The sequence below is a fragment of the Psychromonas sp. B3M02 genome (assembly GCF_003318165.1).
GTDB lineage: Bacteria > Pseudomonadota > Gammaproteobacteria > Enterobacterales > Psychromonadaceae > Psychromonas.
The window spans coordinates 27,889-46,351 of the sequence record NZ_QOCB01000034.1 but is presented as its reverse complement, the minus strand read 5'-3'; the positions used below and the strand labels follow the sequence as shown (position 1 = coordinate 46,351).

15 protein-coding genes are annotated in these 18,463 nt (G+C 37.7%); 7 read left to right on the top strand and 8 right to left on the bottom strand.

What is annotated here, in order from left to right; translation table 11 throughout:
* Window positions 1-1,090: KAP family P-loop NTPase fold protein (locus tag DS885_RS05140; protein ID WP_113818331.1), on the bottom strand; the 1,090-nt coding region annotated here is incomplete at its 3' end.
* Window positions 1,091-1,714: 624 nt separating this feature from the next.
* Here DS885_RS05140 and DS885_RS05135 point away from each other — a divergent pair.
* From DS885_RS05135 to DS885_RS05125, 3 genes are all read left to right on the top strand, one after another.
* Window positions 1,715-2,176, top strand: a complete 462-nt coding sequence (locus DS885_RS05135) for an outer membrane beta-barrel protein (RefSeq protein ID WP_113818330.1) — start codon at window positions 1,715-1,717, stop codon at window positions 2,174-2,176.
* A 900-nt stretch (window positions 2,177-3,076) separates the two neighbouring features.
* Window positions 3,077-4,027 carry a porin gene (locus DS885_RS05130; protein WP_113818329.1) on the top strand — a complete coding sequence of 317 codons (951 nt, stop codon included), beginning with the start codon at window positions 3,077-3,079 and terminating at the stop codon, window positions 4,025-4,027.
* Window positions 4,028-4,618: 591 nt separating this feature from the next.
* Window positions 4,619-5,530, top strand: coding sequence for an aldo/keto reductase (locus tag DS885_RS05125; protein ID WP_113818328.1), 912 nt, complete (start codon window positions 4,619-4,621; stop codon window positions 5,528-5,530).
* A gap of 72 nt (window positions 5,531-5,602) precedes the next feature.
* Here DS885_RS05125 and DS885_RS05120 read toward each other — a convergent pair whose 3' ends face one another.
* Both DS885_RS05120 and DS885_RS05115 read right to left on the bottom strand, forming a co-directional pair.
* Window positions 5,603-6,232 carry a LysE family translocator gene (locus DS885_RS05120; protein WP_113818327.1) on the bottom strand — a complete coding sequence of 210 codons (630 nt, stop codon included), beginning with the start codon at window positions 6,230-6,232 and terminating at the stop codon, window positions 5,603-5,605.
* Window positions 6,233-6,344: 112 nt separating this feature from the next.
* On the bottom strand, window positions 6,345-7,079 hold the full coding sequence (locus tag DS885_RS05115) for a tRNA-uridine aminocarboxypropyltransferase (RefSeq protein ID WP_113818326.1): 735 nt from the start codon (window positions 7,077-7,079) through the stop codon (window positions 6,345-6,347).
* Between the two features lie 139 nt (window positions 7,080-7,218).
* On the opposite strand from DS885_RS05115, the gene ansA reads away from it, so the two are divergent.
* Window positions 7,219-8,238: an asparaginase gene (gene ansA, locus DS885_RS05110; RefSeq protein ID WP_113818325.1), complete on the top strand. Its 1,020-nt coding sequence runs from the start codon at window positions 7,219-7,221 to the stop codon at window positions 8,236-8,238.
* 54 nt (window positions 8,239-8,292) lie between these two features.
* Here ansA and DS885_RS05105 read toward each other — a convergent pair whose 3' ends face one another.
* From DS885_RS05105 to DS885_RS05095, 3 genes are all read right to left on the bottom strand, one after another.
* A complete protein-coding gene (locus DS885_RS05105) occupies window positions 8,293-10,068 on the bottom strand; it encodes an alkaline phosphatase D family protein (RefSeq protein ID WP_113818324.1) in 1,776 nt (591 codons plus the stop codon).
* Between the two features lie 299 nt (window positions 10,069-10,367).
* Window positions 10,368-10,982: a glutathione S-transferase family protein gene (locus DS885_RS05100; RefSeq protein WP_113818323.1), complete on the bottom strand. Its 615-nt coding sequence runs from the start codon at window positions 10,980-10,982 to the stop codon at window positions 10,368-10,370.
* A gap of 23 nt (window positions 10,983-11,005) precedes the next feature.
* Window positions 11,006-11,476, bottom strand: a complete 471-nt coding sequence (locus tag DS885_RS05095; protein ID WP_113818322.1) for a MarR family winged helix-turn-helix transcriptional regulator — start codon at window positions 11,474-11,476, stop codon at window positions 11,006-11,008.
* Window positions 11,477-11,711: 235 nt separating this feature from the next.
* On the opposite strand from DS885_RS05095, the gene DS885_RS05090 reads away from it, so the two are divergent.
* On the top strand, window positions 11,712-12,863 hold the full coding sequence (locus DS885_RS05090; RefSeq protein WP_113818321.1) for an iron-containing alcohol dehydrogenase: 1,152 nt from the start codon (window positions 11,712-11,714) through the stop codon (window positions 12,861-12,863).
* A 92-nt stretch (window positions 12,864-12,955) separates the two neighbouring features.
* Here the strand turns inward: DS885_RS05090 and DS885_RS05085 are convergent, their stop codons facing one another.
* Window positions 12,956-14,341: an ABC transporter ATP-binding protein gene (locus tag DS885_RS05085; RefSeq protein WP_113818320.1), complete on the bottom strand. Its 1,386-nt coding sequence runs from the start codon at window positions 14,339-14,341 to the stop codon at window positions 12,956-12,958.
* 299 nt (window positions 14,342-14,640) lie between these two features.
* Here DS885_RS05085 and DS885_RS05080 point away from each other — a divergent pair, with 299 nt between their 5' ends.
* Window positions 14,641-15,552 (top strand): YHYH protein, encoded by a 912-nt coding sequence (locus tag DS885_RS05080; protein ID WP_113818319.1) that lies wholly within the window; start codon window positions 14,641-14,643, stop codon window positions 15,550-15,552.
* A gap of 501 nt (window positions 15,553-16,053) precedes the next feature.
* Here DS885_RS05080 and DS885_RS05075 read toward each other — a convergent pair.
* Window positions 16,054-16,698 (bottom strand): single-stranded DNA-binding protein, encoded by a 645-nt coding sequence (locus DS885_RS05075; RefSeq protein WP_113818318.1) that lies wholly within the window; start codon window positions 16,696-16,698, stop codon window positions 16,054-16,056.
* A 652-nt stretch (window positions 16,699-17,350) separates the two neighbouring features.
* Here DS885_RS05075 and DS885_RS05070 point away from each other — a divergent pair.
* Window positions 17,351-18,193: a 23S rRNA (adenine(2030)-N(6))-methyltransferase RlmJ gene (locus DS885_RS05070; RefSeq protein ID WP_113818317.1), complete on the top strand. Its 843-nt coding sequence runs from the start codon at window positions 17,351-17,353 to the stop codon at window positions 18,191-18,193.
* Window positions 18,194-18,463: the final 270 nt, after the last annotated feature.

Sequence of the window (18,463 nt, the reverse complement as noted above, 5' to 3'; positions counted from 1 at the left end):
ACTCAGGATGTAATTTCTTTAATATTATTAAGATTAATAGACTTAAAATACTCATTCTTTTAGTTGTAGTAATTTTATATGAATCGAGAGCTAAAAGTATTTTTTTTACTTCTCTAAGAGATGATATTCCATGGTAAATCAAAACCATTTCAATTAGGGATACAACATATTCATGATTCAGTATATTGTCTTGAATTGGAAAGTTGGGGTAATCCAATTCAGATAAATTAACTCGTATATACTCTTTCAATACAGGTGAAGGTAAAGTTACAGAGAGGTCAAAGAATCGACTTAAATAAAGATTAGCATCAAATCCATTACCATAAACCGCCTTTATTGAATGTTGTAGTTGCTCTGAATCTGTTGCAATCACAAATACGAAGTTTTTAGTATTAAAAAAATGTTTAACGCTTTCTATTACTTCTATTGAATAATTCGGTCTACACCGGTCTAGTTCATCAATTAAAATATAAACAGGGTATTTTTTGGGATGATCACCGGATTTGCTGACGTCAATAAAGGCTTCTGCTATAGCTTCTAAGGCAATTTTGAAATCTTTAATACCATTCATTTTTTGACGTTGTTCTAAAACTGTTTTTAATACTTCTTTAAGTGCATCTCCACATTCTTTCTCAGCTATATTTATGCCAAAAGTTGAAGAGATATCTTCAATTAGAGATTCATCGTCAGGGATACCTGTCTTATGTTTTAGATACCCAATTGCTAATGAGGGGATAGATTTCTTTACAAAATGAGTTCCTTTTTCAAAGAAATTTCTAATTAGTGCATTGTTGTCAGATATAGGGTTAGCAAGTTGAGAATGAAAGCAATCGATGAGAGCAGTCATTGGGTCATGGCTAAAATCAGACTTCCAAGCGTCAAAATAAATGACAGGATGATTATGTTTTAATTGATTGTACCAACATTTTAAAAAGGTAGTTTTACCTGCTCCCCACTCCGAATTTAGATTAAGTACGTAGCCTTCAGGCCCTTTAGGAGTTAAAAAAGTTGTTAAATAATCTGCATAAGGTTTACGTTGAATTATTGGATATCTTTCAAATGTTTCTTCTGCACTGATAATTTCTGCCATAGATTTTCTCAATTAATTATTTTTATGTTGTAAATATTATCTGATAGTTACATGCAATGCATAATAAACAATTAAATGTATTAATTAGTTATATTGCATTTCTAGACTCGGAAGTAGCTAGTAGTGCATCACTCAATGTGGTTACTACATCTTCACAGTTGAGTTTTTTGAAGCCATGAAATAGTTTTAGTAAAACTAAATAGGATGTTTGGATTAGCTGGTATGGGGGGATGGAGTGATTTATTCAGTAGCATAGTTATATAAGCGAACTGAGCTCTGTGTCCTCTCTGCAGTCCGAAACGGTAAGTTTAAAATAGAGAAAGTGGCTCGCCGATAAACCGAAACCGCTGTTTGTAAATGTTAATAAAGTAGAGTGAGCGGAGACGACTCTGTCTCAGGATGATTGAGTTCATACATTATCACTAATGCTTAATGTTGTAATCTCGCCTCGTCCTTCAATGAACTCTTTTTGCTAAAGAGGGTCATAACCAACCTGAGTAGATGCTTTATTAATTTAAACGTTAAGTCTTAATAATTTGCATCTTTACTTTCCATTAATTAGCAACGCTGTTTTGTAAAAAATTAATGTCTAATTAATCGATACAATAAAAATTAAGGTAAAAAATGAGTAAAACAACTAAAACGTTAGCGGGTTCCCTGTTATTAGCGACTTTATCTGCGTCTGTATTAGCCGCTCCACAAACAAACTCATCGGCATCAAGTATTAAAGCGGGTGTGGCTTTTGACCAAGGTTTTGGTGTTACCGCTCAATTCAATAATAAAATTAATGCCTTTATAGGTAACGATGGAGTATCAGCTGATTACCTTTTTAAGCAAGGCGCTTTCAACTCTGATATTCCTATTAATTGGTATGTAGGTGTTGGTGGGGCTATTAATTGGGATGATCATGACCACGATAATTCCTATGCTGTCCGTGTGCCGTTAGGTGCTTCAATCCCTTTTGCAAAAAGCTGGGACGTTTATGGACAAGTTGCTCCTGACCTGGCATTTAAAGATAGACATAATGATAACAACGACTTTACATTTGGTGTCGATGTTGCTTTAGGTGTACGTTACGGTTTTTAATTGCTTGATATATGTCTTGTAAAATAGAGGTGGGATGAGGTCCTACCTTTATCTATCCCTTAATAATCAAGCTATACTAATGTGCCCTTGCTTTTTAGATGGCTTAAAAAGAAAGTCGTCTACTATACCAATCACATTAAGTAACTGATCTATTTTACTTGTTAAAATAACTGACTCCCTCGTTGTAATTTTCGCAAATAGAAAAGCTATTTAAGAATTAACATTTTTTAGTTAATTGTCGAGAGGTTTAAATTACGTTTTGAACCAAGCGATTTTTCCTGAGCAAAATGTAGATCACTTATTTAATACAACTGGTATTACTAGCCAAACGTATTATTAGTTTTGGCTATATATTTTAGTTTTCTAGCCATACTGACCGTAAATTACGAAATAGGTTTTGAACTTAGACGCTAAGCGAATTAGTCGCATTTGCTTTATGGCTCCGCTTTATCCAGCTTGTTTTTACTTTGCTTCGGAAGTTGTCAATTATATCTTGGTCTATTTTGTATTTTGTTATGAATGAAGGAAACGAATAAGAATGTGATCTTGATCTTTAATTCAAAAGAGAGATGTTATTTACTGTTATTTTTTTATGGTTATTGCTGATACAAAAAAGTTCAATATTTCATCATGTTTTTTGTGAAAAAATGGAAAAATGATGGATTTAACACTTATTTAGCATTTTGCTTTGATTAAATAATGAGATGTATGTCACATTAAGATTCTTTTTTGTCAAATAATTTGTGACGTCTCGTCATATAAGTGTGTTTGCTATTTCAGCCTTGAGAATTGTGTGGTAATTTTATTTTGCGCTTAAAGAGTTGTAATGCGTTGTTAACATTACATGACTTAAGTATCTAAAGGACTCAATTAAAATTAATAGCCACAAGGTGATGGAAAATGAAAAAAACAATTTTAGCAACAATGCTGACTTCTCTATTCGCAGCAACAGCAGCACACAGCGCAACAGTTTATGAAGCTGATGGCGTAACATTAGATGTTTTCGGTGATATCGAAGTACAAGCTGCAAAGGGCACTGGCGACGACGATCCTAAGATGATCAACCTAGACGATGCTGATTTTGGTATTCAAGCTGGTTACGCATTAACTGAAGATCTAAGTGCAGTTGGTAAAATTTCTGTAACTGGTGAAGATGAAGATATTGATGAAGTTGATGGCGATGTTACTACTACTCCAGAAGTTAACTTAGATGAAGCTTTTGTAGGTTTAAGCTCTGCTCAATGGGGTACGTTAACTGTTGGTCAACAATACATGATTTCTGATGACATCGGCATCGGTAATGATTACGCATTCGGTATTGCAAACTCATACGCTGGTGGTTACTACGACGGTCGTCAAGTTCTAAAATACTCTTTAGATAAAGGTAACTACTACTTTGGTCTATCTTACCTATTAAACACAGATTCTCCTTCTGATAACGTAGAGTCTATCGATGCTAAATTAGGTGTACGTCTTGACGCACTTGATTTAACTGCTTATTTAGGTAAAACAGACGTTGCTGATCAATCATCAACTACTGTTATCTTAGAAGCACGTTACACTATTGATAACCTAGCTTTAGAGGCTGCTGTAGGTAGTGCAGATGGTTACTCTTCTGATGAAGATAATACTTCATTTGGTGTTGCAGCTGCATACACTGTTGATAAAGTAACTTACTCTGGTGGTTACTCAATCTTCGACCAAGATGGCGCTGATGATAAAGTTAACAACTACTTCGTAAATGCTGCATACGCATTCAACAGTAATGTAACTGTATACGCTGAGCTTGGTGGTGACGATACTGATGATTCTGAATTAGGTTACGCTGCTGGTATGGCTGTAACATTCTAATTTAGTTTTTATTAAATAAAGTGTTCTTTTTGTTCTAAACAAAATAAATACTAACTATTTAATAAACAATAAAACTGCTTACTTGTGCAAACAGGTAAGCAGTTTTTTTATGGGTGATCCTTATAAAAGTGAATCACTTATAGAGTGACTATCTAGGTTAGTAACTGTTTTTTGAATAATACCAATCACACTAAGTAACTGATCTATTTTACTTGTTAAAAGAACTGACTGCTTCGTTGTCATTTTTGCCAATAGAACAACTATTCAAGCATTAACATTTTTTAGTTAATTCTTCGCCAGACTATTAACGAAGTTAATTATCGAGAGGTTTACATTACGCCTTGAATTAAGCTATTTTTCCTACACAAAATTTAGATCACTTATTTAATGGATCTAACACATAGATATTATTATTATAAATTTGATATTAAACGCACATTAATACCCATTAGTGGTTATTTGTGGAGTTTGCCATGGGTACAATAGGTTAGTGTCTTTAGAAAAATAAACGAAGATATGGAAGGACCTTTGAAAGTGGGAGGTATCAGTGCCTACTTATTGTTATTAGAGTAAATAATTTGAGGAAGTAATATGTTAGAGCAAGTTGAAAAGGTCATTATGGCGCCACAGGGACCCGCTTTTTCTAAATTAGTACAAGGTTACTGGCGTTTAGGGAGCTGGAATATGTCTGCTCAGCAACGCTTAACCTTCTTAAAACAACATATTGAACTAGGTATCACAACTGTTGATAATGCGGCTATTTATGGTGATAGTGAGGTGTTATTTGGGGAGGCGTTAGCGCTCGATCCACAAGTAAAAGAGCAGATTCAAATTGTGTCTAAATTTGGCATTAATGGTATCGAAGCATCTATAAATGAAAAGCGAGTTTCCCATTACGATAGTAGCAAGTCGGCCATTATTCGCTCAGCTGAGAATTCATTAAAGCGTTTAGGGGTTGAACAACTTGACGCATTACTAGTACATCGACCTGATTATTTGATGGATGCTGACCAAGTTGAAGAGGCATTTTCTGAATTAAAAAAATCTGGAAAAGTGGCTCATTTTGGAGTGTCTAATTTTACACCTTCACAATTTGATTTATTACAATCACGTTTGAACCAACCTTTGATTACTAATCAAGTAGAAATTAATCCTATCAATCTATCTGCACTTGAAGATGGCGTACTGGATCAATTACAGCAATACCGTATTCGTCCGATGGCATGGTCATGTCTAGCTGGTGGTAATATTTTCCAGCATTCAGATTTACAAAATGCGCGCCTACGTGCTTGTTTGGAGCAAATAGCTGAAGAAATTGGCGCGATTTCAATGACTCAAGTTATTTTTGCTTGGGTATTAAAGCATCCTTCAAAAGCAGTTGCTTTACTGGGGACTGGTCAAATAGAAAGGGTGAAAGAAACCGTTGGCGCTTTATCATTAAAAATGAATACCGAGCAGTGGTATCGCATCTTAGTGGCCTCTAAAGGCCAGCCTGTTCCTTAGGGGGATTGTTTAAATAATTGTGCAGCAAGGTGCTTGTTTATGATCTCCTTACTGCACAACTTGAATTATTTCTTATATTAAGCTGAAGAAGAGTTCCCCTGCAAAGATTAATAGTATTCCTCCCATGACACGTTCAAACCAATAGCCTTGTTTTACAAAACGTTGGCGGACGCTCTCTTTGGAGAATAAAAAAGAGACGAGGCTAAACCACGCGGCTGTTGTTAGCACAATCCATATACCATAAATTGATTGGATTGCGATGGGGGTGTTTGGACTGACGATGGTAGTGAAGATCGCTAGAAAAAATAAGGTGGCTTTAGGGTTAAAGACATTGGTCATGAAACCAATGCTAAATGCTTTCTGTTGATCTTTTTTATTACTGTTTGTGTCGAGCGGATTCGCTTGGTTTGTGGTGGCTTTACTACTCAGTAAGTTAATACCTAAGTAGGTCAGATAGGCAGCCCCTAGGACTTTTGCCGATAGCATTAAATAAGAGGATTGTGAGATCAATAAACCTATACCCAATACAGTATATATAACATGAATTGCAATACCTGCACCTATTCCTAAACTGGTAATAATCGCGGTCTTTCGTCCAAAGCTAATGCTTTGCCTAAGTACAATGGCGAAATCAGGTCCAGGGCTGATGACGGCGAGAAAATGAATGAGCGTTAACATTAAAAATTCGTGTAAGTAATGCATATTGTCCTTTCAAAGATAAAGTGAATGAAGAAATAAAACAGATTAAGCTTAGCCATACTTAACCAATACAGTACCAAAGCTAAGTGTTTGAACTAGCTAAATAAACTGGTTTCTATGTTAATTTATTTAAGGCTAAAGACAATAGCGCCTGCTGACTATTTTCAGGTAAAGGATGTCGACCTTTGCCGAGTAAATAGTTTTCTTTAAAGGTATTAAACAGAAGGTGCATGATTTCAGCATTTTCAAACTCTTTTAAGCTGGCTAAGACTAAACTCGCTACTTCAGCAGTGGCTAGTTGGTTGTCTTTTGTTGCTTTGCGTACAAGGTATTCTGATAATTTTTCTGGTGAAAAAGATAACACTGGAAAGTTGTTTAAATAAGGACTTTTACGAAACATTTTTTTTGCTTGTGCCCACGTTCCATCTAATAAGATAAATAGAGGACGTTTATTTTGTATTAACTCTGGAAGTGTTGCTTGTTCGATTATCTGTCGATTTACCTCTGCATACTCCGAAGGAAAAACAACAATCGGCATCCACTTTGTATCCCTTAATAGATTTAACATCTCTGCTTGAGGCTTAGTACGAGACCAAATATAAGCGTAAGTATCGTCAATAAGATCGGCAATCAGTCGACCAGTATTACTGGGTTTCAAAATTTCATCATCATACATCAATAATAAAAATGCACTTTGGCTACTGACGGTTTGTTTAATCTCACATAAGCACAGGTAGGGTAATAGCATACAGTGCTTACAACGGTTAATACTGCCTCCTCTCGCTAGGAAAGGACGGGTGCTTTGACTTAAACGATAATCATATAATGTGTGAACTGCATGGATCCGCATAGTGAACTCTTTGATTGTAAAATGATCCCATTTAATTTTTTATACAACAGCGATGGATTTGTTACTATACGCGAATAGGGCAATATTATTCTAACAATTCCCCTTAAAACCTATTATTAATTATTTTACTGAGAATATAATGGCTGAAAAAAAACGTATTTATATCGCTTACACTGGCGGCACAATCGGTATGAAACCTTCGAAAAATGGCTATATTCCTGTTGCAGGTTATTTATCTGAAACGATTAAAAATATGCCGGAGTTTTTTCATGAAGATATGCCAGATTTTGAAATTCATGAATATGAGCCATTGATTGACTCTGCTGATATCTCTCCACAAGCATGGCAAATATTAGCCAACGACATTCAGCAAAGATACCATGACTTTGATGGTTTCATTATATTGCATGGCACAGACACCATGTCTTATACTGCGTCGGCGTTATCGTTTATTTTTGAAAGTTTAAGTAAACCGGTCATTATTACCGGATCTCAAATTCCGCTTTCCCAGCTTCGTTCTGATGCGCGTGCTAACTTGTTGAACTCTTTATATATTGCGGCTCATCATCCGATTAATGAAGTGTGTTTATTCTTTAATAACCAACTATTCCGAGGTAACAGAACCACTAAACAACATGCAGATGGTTTTAGTGCTTTTGTTTCACCAAACTACCCTGTGTTGTTGGAAGCCGGTATTGATATTAAAAATATCGCAGGAAAGAGGCAGCGTACAGTTAATACTCGTCTCACCATTGGCCAAATCGAAAAACAGTCGATAGCCATACTGCATCTATTTCCTGGATTAGATTGGCAGGTATTGGATAATTTATTAAAAAGCCCATTACAGGCATTAGTACTTTTAACTTATGGTGTGGGTAATGCCCAGCAAGATCCTGAGTTATTGAATACATTAAAAGAAGCCAGTGATCGTGGCATTTTAATTGTTAACTGTAGCCAGTGTTTAAAAGGCAGTGTGAATATGGATGGTTATGCCACAGGGCATGCGTTAAGTGAAGCAGGGGTGATCGGTGGTATTGATATGACAACCGAAGCAGTGATTGCTAAATTACACTATTTATTGAGCCAAGATCTGAGCCATAAAGTAGTGAAGGAGTTATTAACGACTGATTTACGTGGTGAGTTGAGCACTTCTTTTTAAAAAATTTATTTAAAATGCCTCGTTATTTATTAACGAAGCATTTTGATATTCACCTTATTCAGTTGTTAAAATCAATCCAGCATCATCTGCTAAGCTGCTTGCTATTGTAGAGCGCTCTGTTAATTTTTGGTATTGATCAGATAAAATCGTATCAACAAAGTGCCATTCACTTTCTACTTTTTCTGGTGTAAAAGTCAGTGTTAAGAAGCCACGGTCTTTAACATTAACATACTGTAAACCCTCGACTAACGAAATAAAGCCGGCTTCAGTTGCCTCAACAACGGTATTACTAATGCCTAAGTAATATTCAAGCCCTGGCGAGGAAATCGATGGTGCTGCAAATTCAACACCCACAATTGCGTCCTCTGTATTAGATAAGTTATTCGCCCAAGCGTTATGGGTATCACCTGCAACCACAACTAAGTTTTTGTCATTATTATTAAAGATGTCTAATACTTTATCGCGCTCGGTAGCGTACCCATCCCATGCATCCAGGTTGTAGGGAAGTGTTGGGAAAGATAGTTGGCTCAATACCTCGGTTGTTAACTTATCTGCATTCTCTGCGTAATAAGTTTGTTCTGCTGTTGTTAAGGTAGGGTCGCTAGCTTCGATTCGGGCGGCTAGTAATGCTAATCCACCTAACTCTTCGTAATCACTGGTGCTCATTGCATTTAATGCTATCGCACCTGGTAATTTCATCTCACCCATTAAGACTTGTTGTCCCAATAACTGCCAACGGCCTGTATTGGTTATTACGCTATCTTCAAGCCACTGTAATTGCTCTGCACCTAGCATGGTGCGTTCTGTTTCATATAAATCTTGATTAAATGTTTCTTCATCAAAAAACAGGCTACCATCATAGTAATCTGCATAATCTAATTGTTGGTCACGTGCTAATACACGTGTGTCTAACATGTAAAGATCGATGAGATCACCAAAAGCAAAGTGGCGGTAAATTTCTTCATTATTACCTTCACTCCATGGGCGAATCGGTAACCATTCAAAATAAGCTTGTAGGGCGGCGAGTTTTCGCTCTTCGAAACTACCTTCTCCATCATTATGATTACCTGCGCCGTCTCGCCAAGTATCATCAGCAACTTCATGGTCATCCCAGACAGTAATAAAAGGCACTTTACTATGTAGTAATTGTAAATCAGGATCACTGTGATATTGGGCGTATCGAGTCCGATAATCACTTAAGCTAAATAACTCTGTTGCAGGTAATACTTCACGGTCGAGTGCTTCTGCGTTTTCACTTGCATATTCATCTCGCGCATATTCATAAATGTAATCACCTAAGTGTAATACGGCATCTAACGATTCTTGCTGGGCTGCTAAGTTATACACATTAAAAAAGCCTGCAGGGTAATTTGCGCAAGACATTACAGCTAATTTTACAGAATCAGGGGAACCATCACTGATCGTTTTAGTGGTGCCTATGGTCGATGTTACACCATGACTAATAAAACGATAATAATAGGTGGTGTCTGCTTCTAGGCCGATCACATCTATTTTCATCGTATAATCTTTTGCTGCATTGGTGGTGCTGTTGCCTGTGCTGATTAATGTTGTAAAGGTTTGATCTTTTGATACTTCCCATGAAACAGTCAATTCTGCTTCAATATCGGGTGTAATGCGTGTCCATAAAATGACTGAATTAGCCAAGGGGTCACCACTGGCTATTCCATGATTGAAACTAACATTAGCAACGCTCACTTCACTTTCATCTTCTTCGCTAGCACAACCCATCAAACCATAAGAAACAACTGCTGCACCAGCACCTCTCGCCGTCAAGATCAGAAAGTCGCGGCGTGATATAGAACCTTTCATAAAACTATCCCTATTTTAAAAATTAATAGTGTATGGTGCTTTTATGACAACTGAGTTGTTAATTGATTGCTTTTTATTTGATAAATTATAGAAATATATTTAAGTGCACTATGTTGAATAGATAGCTCTGTATTGAATTGTTCGATTAAACTCTAAGTGAGTTTAAGATTAATACCAATTGCATTAAGCAGGGGGATGGCAAAACGATAGGCGGCTTTAGCAAATTGCATGTGGAAAAAGACGCAAAGTAGTGTCATCTACTTAGCATCTTTCATTTTATATACTCATCATTGCAATAATTAGTTACCTAACTCGATATTTTCTGCTCTTTGGAAGGCTGGGTGAGTGGCAAGTTGTTTAGCATAAGCTGATATATGCGGAAAATTAGCTAGTTGACCGCTATTCGCGACCAGTTCAACAATGAACGACATCATAATGTCTGCTCCTGTTAATTTATCAGCAACTAAATAGCGTTTGTCAGCTAGTGAATCATTAAAGTAGCTGATCACTTTGAAGGTTTCTGTATCTGCATAATCTGCTAAAAAGTTAGTGTCACAGCCATCCTTGTTCACAAACATTTTTAATAATAAAGGTAAAATGGCTGAGCTTTCGGCAAAGTGAATCCATTGGCTATATTCAATTTCGTCTGTTGTTGATTTTTCTGGAGCCAGTTGGCCGTTCGAATATTTATTAATCAGGTATTCTGTAATAGCACCTGATTCTGCAATGATTAAACCATCATCTTCAATCACCGGTGATTTCCCTAATGGATGAATGGCTTTTAACTCTGGAGGCGCTAGGAAGGTTTGATTATCTCTTTGGTATTCAATAATACTATAATTCACGCCAAGTTCTTCAAGTAACCAAATAATACGTTTTGATCGAGATTTATTCAGATGGTGTAGTTTAATCATATTTATATGCCTTATTTCGAGGACTACTCTTGCAAGTTATCACACATTTTGTCGCAGCTTTCTTTTAAACTTAATAGTTCTTCAATGGGTAGCTTAGATTTACATAACATCTCATTGGGCACCGCTTCTGCTAGGGATTTTAATTGAGCACCTTGTGCTGTTAAAAATATTTCTCGAACTCGCTCATCTTCTAATCCACGTCGTCGGACAAGTAGTTGCTTGTTTTCAAGTCTTTTTAACAACGGAGTTAGCGTACCTGAGTCTAAATGTAATTTAGTACCTAACGACTTTACGTTAATACCATCATGGCTCCACAGCACTATCATAACCAGATACTGAGGGTAAGTTAAATCTAATGCATTGAGCATTGGGCGATACGCTCTGATGATTGCATTTGCCGCACTATAAAGAGAGAAACAAACTTGTTTTTCGATCACGAGATCTGATGTATCGGATGCCATATTAGTATCTTGTTTTAGTGTGTTGCTAGCCATATTCAATCCTTTAAATAATTATATTGCGCACAATATACTTGCGTTATTGCTTTTATGAGGCATATAATAACGGCCAATTAGATTGTGCGCAATTTATTTTATTGATGTGTTGATCGCTATCTTAGACTGATTCATATTCGATCATCACTTTTTAAAATAGTTAACTAATAATCTATTCTCATCAGATCATATTTTATTAAAACAGCTTAAATAAGCTGTTCTCTAGGAGTCTTCAATGAACAATTTCAGTTACAAAAACACCACAGAAATTCATTTCGGCCAAGGTCAAATTACCGCGATCACTAATAGTATTCCTAAAGATAAAAAAATATTAGTGACTTACGGTGGTGGCTCTATTAAGGGCAATGGTGTTTATGATCAAGTCGTTGCGGCACTGGCTGAGCATAATTGGGACGAGTTTTCAGGCATTGAACCAAATCCACAATATGACACATTAATGAAAGCTGTTGAACGCATTCGTGCTGAAGGGTTTGATTACTTATTGGCTGTTGGTGGTGGATCTGTTGTGGATGGGACTAAATTTATTGCAGCGGCTGTCAACTTCGAAGGTGAAGAGCCCTGGGATATTCTTGCTAAACAAGGCGAGATTAAAACTGCATTACCATTAGGTTGTATTTTAACCCTACCAGCGACGGGGTCAGAAACAAATGCAGGTGCTGTGGTTACTCGTGGTAAAGAAAAATTAGCATTTGGTAATCCGCTTGTACGTCCTCAGTTTGCAGTACTTGACCCACAAACCACGTTAAGCTTGTCTGAACGCCAAACATCTAATGGTGTTGTTGATGCCTTTGTTCATGTAATGGAGCAATACTTAACGTACCCAGTTAATGCAAAAATACAAGATCGATTTGCAGAAGGCATTCTATTAACATTAGTTGAAGAAGGGCCAAAACTGATTGATGATTTACAAGATATGGAAGCGCGTACCAACGTAATGTGGGCTGCGACTCAAGCATTAAGTGGTTTAATCGGTGTTGGTGTTCCTCAAGATTGGGCAACACACATGATTGGTCATGAACTTACGGGTAATTTTGGTGTTGATCATGGTCGTAGTTTGACTATTGTTTTACCTGCTATCATGCAAGTCTGCCGTGAAGAGAAAAAAGTAAAATTATTACAATACGCTGAGCGTATTTGGAACATCACTGAAGGTTCAGATGATGCTCGTATCGACGCCGCTATCGAGCAAACGAAAGTCTTTTTCTCAGCGATGAAAACACCAGTATCGTTAAGTGAAATCGACTTAACTCAAGCAGATATTGATACAGCAATGGTAAGTTTAGAAGCACATGGTATGACTAAGCTTGGTGAAAATGGAACAATAGATTTAGCACGTTCGCGTCAAATTTTAGCAACTGCACTTTAAGTTAAGCGATTGTTTAAATAGTTAGTTTAATGATTGCTTTAAAACCTCATTAGTGGGACTAATGAGGTTTTTTTATTTGTCTGCTCACAACCTTAGCTCAGGTCTATCACTTGGTCACAACATTTCCCAATTAAGACCGGATCATGGCTAACAATCAATAATGCACACTTTTGTTCGCGCGCTAAATTAATTAATAACTCGGTAATTTCTTTTGCGATAAAAGGATCCAAGCGAGAAGTAGGTTCATCTGCAAAGAGAAACACAGGCTCAAGCAATAAAGCCCGCAAAATTGAAAAGCGTTGTAGTTCACCACCAGACACATTTTTTGCACTGCGTTCTAGTAGCGATGAAGTTAAATTAAGCCTTTGCATCAACGGCTTAATTTTATCTACATTAATTTTATGTAGCTTTACCAAGTCATCGAGTAAGGTTTGTAGTTTGACATGCTGACTTAAACTCGATGGAGGATCTTGAAATAGCTTTAACCATTGGCATGTTTTGGTATTGGTCAGTAATTTACTTACCTTTCCCTGTAGCGGTGGGAGCAATCCTAATAGCGTATCACCTAGTGTGCTTTTACCACAGCCACTGTCACCAACAACACCAATAATCTCTCCTGCATGGCAAGTTAGGTTGAGCTGGGATGCAAGTATTTGCGTGCCACGACCTATGCTTAAGCCATTTGTTTCTAAAATTGCTCTTCCAAGCGGTTGCTTAGGTTTATCAATTTGCCAATATTTGGGATCTGCATAAACTAAAGATTGTGTATATTTAGTTTGTGGAGCCTTGAGTACAGCTGCAGACTCTCCGGTTTCGATCATCTCGCCATCCTTTAAAACTAATATATCGCCACCTAACTGCTGAGCGACTTCAATATCATGTGTGATGGTTAATAGGCTGCCACCTAATGTACTTTTTTGTAGTAATTTAACAATGTCATTACGGCGACTAATATCTAAACCTTTAGTTGGTTCATCAGCAATGATCAGATTCGCGCCTGCTGCCGTTGCACTTGCAATCGCTAGGCGCTGCGCCATGCCACCTGAAAGTTCGCTAGGGCGTTGTAATGCTTTATCTTTTAAACCAAGGTGATTTAAGTCCTCGATACTATGTTCAAAAGCTTGTTCGTTATCTAACCCTTGAACCAGTTCATACACTTCAGCGATTTGTTCATAATTAGGCATAAGTGGGTCAAGTGAGTGCCAAGGCTCCTGAGGCAGCATACTAACCTGCTTGCCCCACAAGTTAGCACTATCAGCCGGAGTGACATGATTTCCAAATATTTCGATACTGCCAGAAACGCTTAACGTGTCGGGTAATAATCCCATAATTGCTTTTGCAATTAAGGTTTTACCTGATCCTGTTTGCCCTAATATGGTTAAGGGGCGTCTTTGATATACCGTTAAAGAAATATTATTGAGCAAGCATTTCTGTCCTGCTTTTACCGTTAGTCCTGTGACTTTAATGAGTACTGTCATTTTTATTTCCTGATAAAAGGTGAAAGCCAAAAACGAGTGTTGCAATAGCAATTAACGGCTGAATTAAAATCCAAGGGGCTTGAGCATAATAGGGAAATAACTCTACGCTCATTGGAGGTTTTTCACTTACAGCCAATGTCTATGGCCATGCAGATAAACATTCAATCAATGATGATGCACTGGCGGAGGCAAGTGAAATAGTCAGTTGTACGCTTGAGAATGGTCAGGCATCCGAGTGTGCCAATTATGTTGTAAAGTACCTTCCAGACAGCCTAGAGGTTGGCCCATTTTGCCCATCAATGTTAGATGAGAAAGGCGGAGTTTGGCATTGGGATGGTGACGAAGCGGGTTTGTATCGAATCGATGGCGACTTTTTAAAAATGCTTTCCACCCAAGGTTATACTTTTTACAATGAGGCGGGCGAAGTTTATTCCTTTGATATTCGTACAGAAGGGCCTACAACCTCCAACGAATGTATTCAAGCTACCGTTGATTCTGACGTGAAAATGACGGTGCTTATTCCTATTAATCCAGTGATGGCAGACAAGCTAACAAGCCTAGAAACCGTTTCTCAAGTCGGTATTGCTTTAGATGGTGTACCTATTTTTGGTGATGCACCATCCGTATTGGATACAGGGCATATGCCAGCGCTAGATACTTGTGGCGGGCATATTGATCCGGGGGGGGTATCTTGGCATGCGACAGCGACAGACGTTAATGCTATCTACAAGGCAGAAGGTGTAGACGCAAAGTGTTCAAATGTGACTCAAGATCAAACCGCTCAATTTGGTTATGCATTTGATGGCTTTGCCATGTATGGAACACTCAATTACGACGGTTCTGTACCTGATGATCTTGATCAGTGTGGCGGTCATGTTGGTCTGACGGAAAAAGGCGGTGAAGCGGTTTACCATTACCATGCCCGTGATAGTTTCCCTAACTTGCCAACTTGTTTAGTGGGGGTGGTTGCAAAGGATAACTTTTCTACTAATGCCAGTGGCGGTCTTGGTTCATCTCATGGCGGTGGCGGACCAGGTGGGCCTGGACCAGATTTTGATTCAGTCGCGGAAGCGCTAGGTGTGGATGCTGATCTTCTAGAGCAAGCGATAAAAGAGGCCGGTGGTCGCGATGCAGATTTAAGCCAGGTGGCAGAAGCGTTGAGGGTTTCAGTTGATGCGTTACAAAAAGCAATGCCCAACCCTAAAAAGTAACACCGAGTGGTTTTAAAGAATCATTTGTGTGTTACCTGATAGGTTTCGTAACTAGATAATACTATTGAACCTCAATACTGGATAAGAAAAGCGAGTCAACACCGCTATTTATAGGGATTACTGCGTTAAATTATTGCTCAATAATTTGCCTTGAACTACGCACAACTAGCAGTATTTTCTATTACATGATTTAACTATCTAATTTTATATGATGTTTCGCTTCCATTAACCAGAACTGAGGTTATTGAATAATAAAAATATACTAACTTTAATCTAGATAACAAAGCGCTGCTGCTGGATACGTTTCCTGCACAAAATTTAGAACTCTTATTTAATGCAATTGGTATTACCTTAATTGGTATGGCCTCGTGGTCAAAAATAAACTCACTAAATCCAAGAGATAAAAAAACCTAGCATCGCTAGGTTTTTAACTATGTTTTACTTCTTAAATTATTATTTAGCAAATCGTCTTCCAACAAGTTACTACAAAATAACTCTACTCTAAAAGGGAATGTCGTCATCAAAATCCATTGAAGGCTCGTTAAAGCTAGCTGGTGCTGTCGGTGCTGGTTTTGCCGCTGGTGGCGGTGTTGGAGCAGCAGGGCGAGATGCTGGCGGTGGCGTCGGTTGAGGCGCTTGTTGTGGTTGGTAAGCTGGTGCCATTTGCGGAGCCGCTTGTGGTGCTGGTGGCTGCTGAGGTTGATTACCCCAAGCTTGTTGCGGTGCAGCTTGTTGTGGCGCTTGGTTCGTGTAACCACCTGGTTGTTGACCACCTTGATAAGGTTGGCCTTGCCCTGGTGCTTGGTTACGTGCATCTAGCATTTGGATATCGTTAGCAATGATCTCTGTTTTGTAGCGATCTTGGCCATCTTGACCCTGCCATTTATTGGTTTGTAATTTACCTTCAACATAAACTTTCGCACCTTTTTTAAGGTACTGGCCTACCATTTCGCCGAATTTACCGAAAACAACAATGTTGTGCCATTCTGATTTATTTTCGTATTCACCTGTTTGTTTGTTTTTCCAACTTTCTGTTGTTGCAATTGAAAAGTTAGCTACTGCGCCACCATTTTGGGTGTAACGCATTTCAGGATCTTTACCTAGGTTACCCACTAGGACTACTTTGTTTACACTACGGTTAAACATGTTTTTGCTCCGCTATTTCGACTTTACTTAAAATATTGTTAGTACTTCATTGAGAGAATGAAACACTATAATTTGTTGTGCTTATTGCTGTTCAAAAACCTGTGCATTGCTCTGGCTATTAACAGCTTTATTTCTGATTTTACGCTGATTCGGAGGTTCGAAAAGGGCGATGATTTAATTCAGATGTTGTGCTGTTTTTACTCCACTTTTTTATCATTCTTCAAAAGTGAAAATAGTCAGTTTACTGCGGTTGTAGATACCGAGAGAAAATAAAAACTAGTATTAGTATCAATTCTGCTAGGCATAAAAAACAAGCCACTACTACCGTCTAGTTTATAGGAAAATGCCCCTATAATACTACCGAAAATTCATTTAAAAGGTGAACTGAACCATAAAACTTCGCTATAGCGCTTGGGCCATCTGCTGGGAACAATATAAACAATAATTTTAGTGTAAGGTGAATGGTAAATGTAGTGCCATTTTAGTTTGTATAAGTCAATTAACAGGTTTAAGAGGAGGGCGATTCAGCCTTTTAACTAACTGGTTGAGTCATGTATTGTGTTTATTCTGCTTGAGTCGATGTTTTTCGCGCAATCACTGCGTAAACTATTTATACTAGCCGCGTTATTTTATTCATTTTTTGGAGTTTTTTGTGCTCAGTTACCGTCATTCATACCATGCAGGCAATTATGCAGATGTGTTAAAACATACTGTGGTTGTTTCTATCCTTGATTATCTATTACAAAAAGATAAGGCCTTTTGTTATTTAGATACCCATTCAGGATGTGGAGCTTACCAATTAGACTCTGAACAATCTTTAAAAACTGCTGAGTTTAAAGATGGGATCGCTAAGTTATGGGATCTACAAACCTTACCAGTTCCTGTGTCTCGTTATCTAGAGCAAGTACGTGCATTTAACGGTGTGGAGAAACTAAATTCATACCCAGGATCACCGATGATCTGTAATCAAATGCGTCGTGATGATGACCGTATGTTTTTATTTGAGTTACATCCTAATGAATTCACCAATATGCGTTGCAACTTCTCGGGTGATCGCCGTATTAAAATGGCTAATACAGATGGTTTACAAGGCTTAATCGCTAATATGCCACCGAAAGAACGCCGCGGTTTGGTATTGATTGATCCCTCTTATGAAATTAAAACAGAATATGAAGAAGTGGTGGAAAGTTTAATCGCAGCACATCGTCGTTTTGCCACTGGCACCTATGCATTGTGGTATCCAGTAGTAAAACGTACCGTGATTAATAAAATGGAACGAGCACTTAAAGCCTCTGGCATTAAAAATATTCAATTATTTGAGTTGGGTATTCAAGCTGATTCGGAAGAGCATGGTATGACGTCAAGTGGCATGATAGTGATCAATCCTCCTTGGACACTTTTAAAAGAGATGCAGCATAGTTTACCTTTCTTAGCTGAAACCTTAGGTCTTGATGGCCAAGGCCATTACCGAGTTGAAACATTAGTCGCTGAGTAATAACTGCATAATTAACCTCAGCCCTGGTTAATGGAAGCGAAAAATCAGATAGTTAAATCATGTAATAGACAATACTGCTAGTTGTGCGTAGTTCAAGGCAAATTATTGAAGCAATAACGGGTTATTGAGCAATAATTTAACGCCGAAATCCGTATCAATAGCGGTGTTGACTCGCTTTTCTTATCCAGTGTTGAGGTTAATTAATAACCTAGCTTTTTATTGTTGGGGTTAGGTTATTGTATTATTTACTTCAATAATGACTGTTTTATA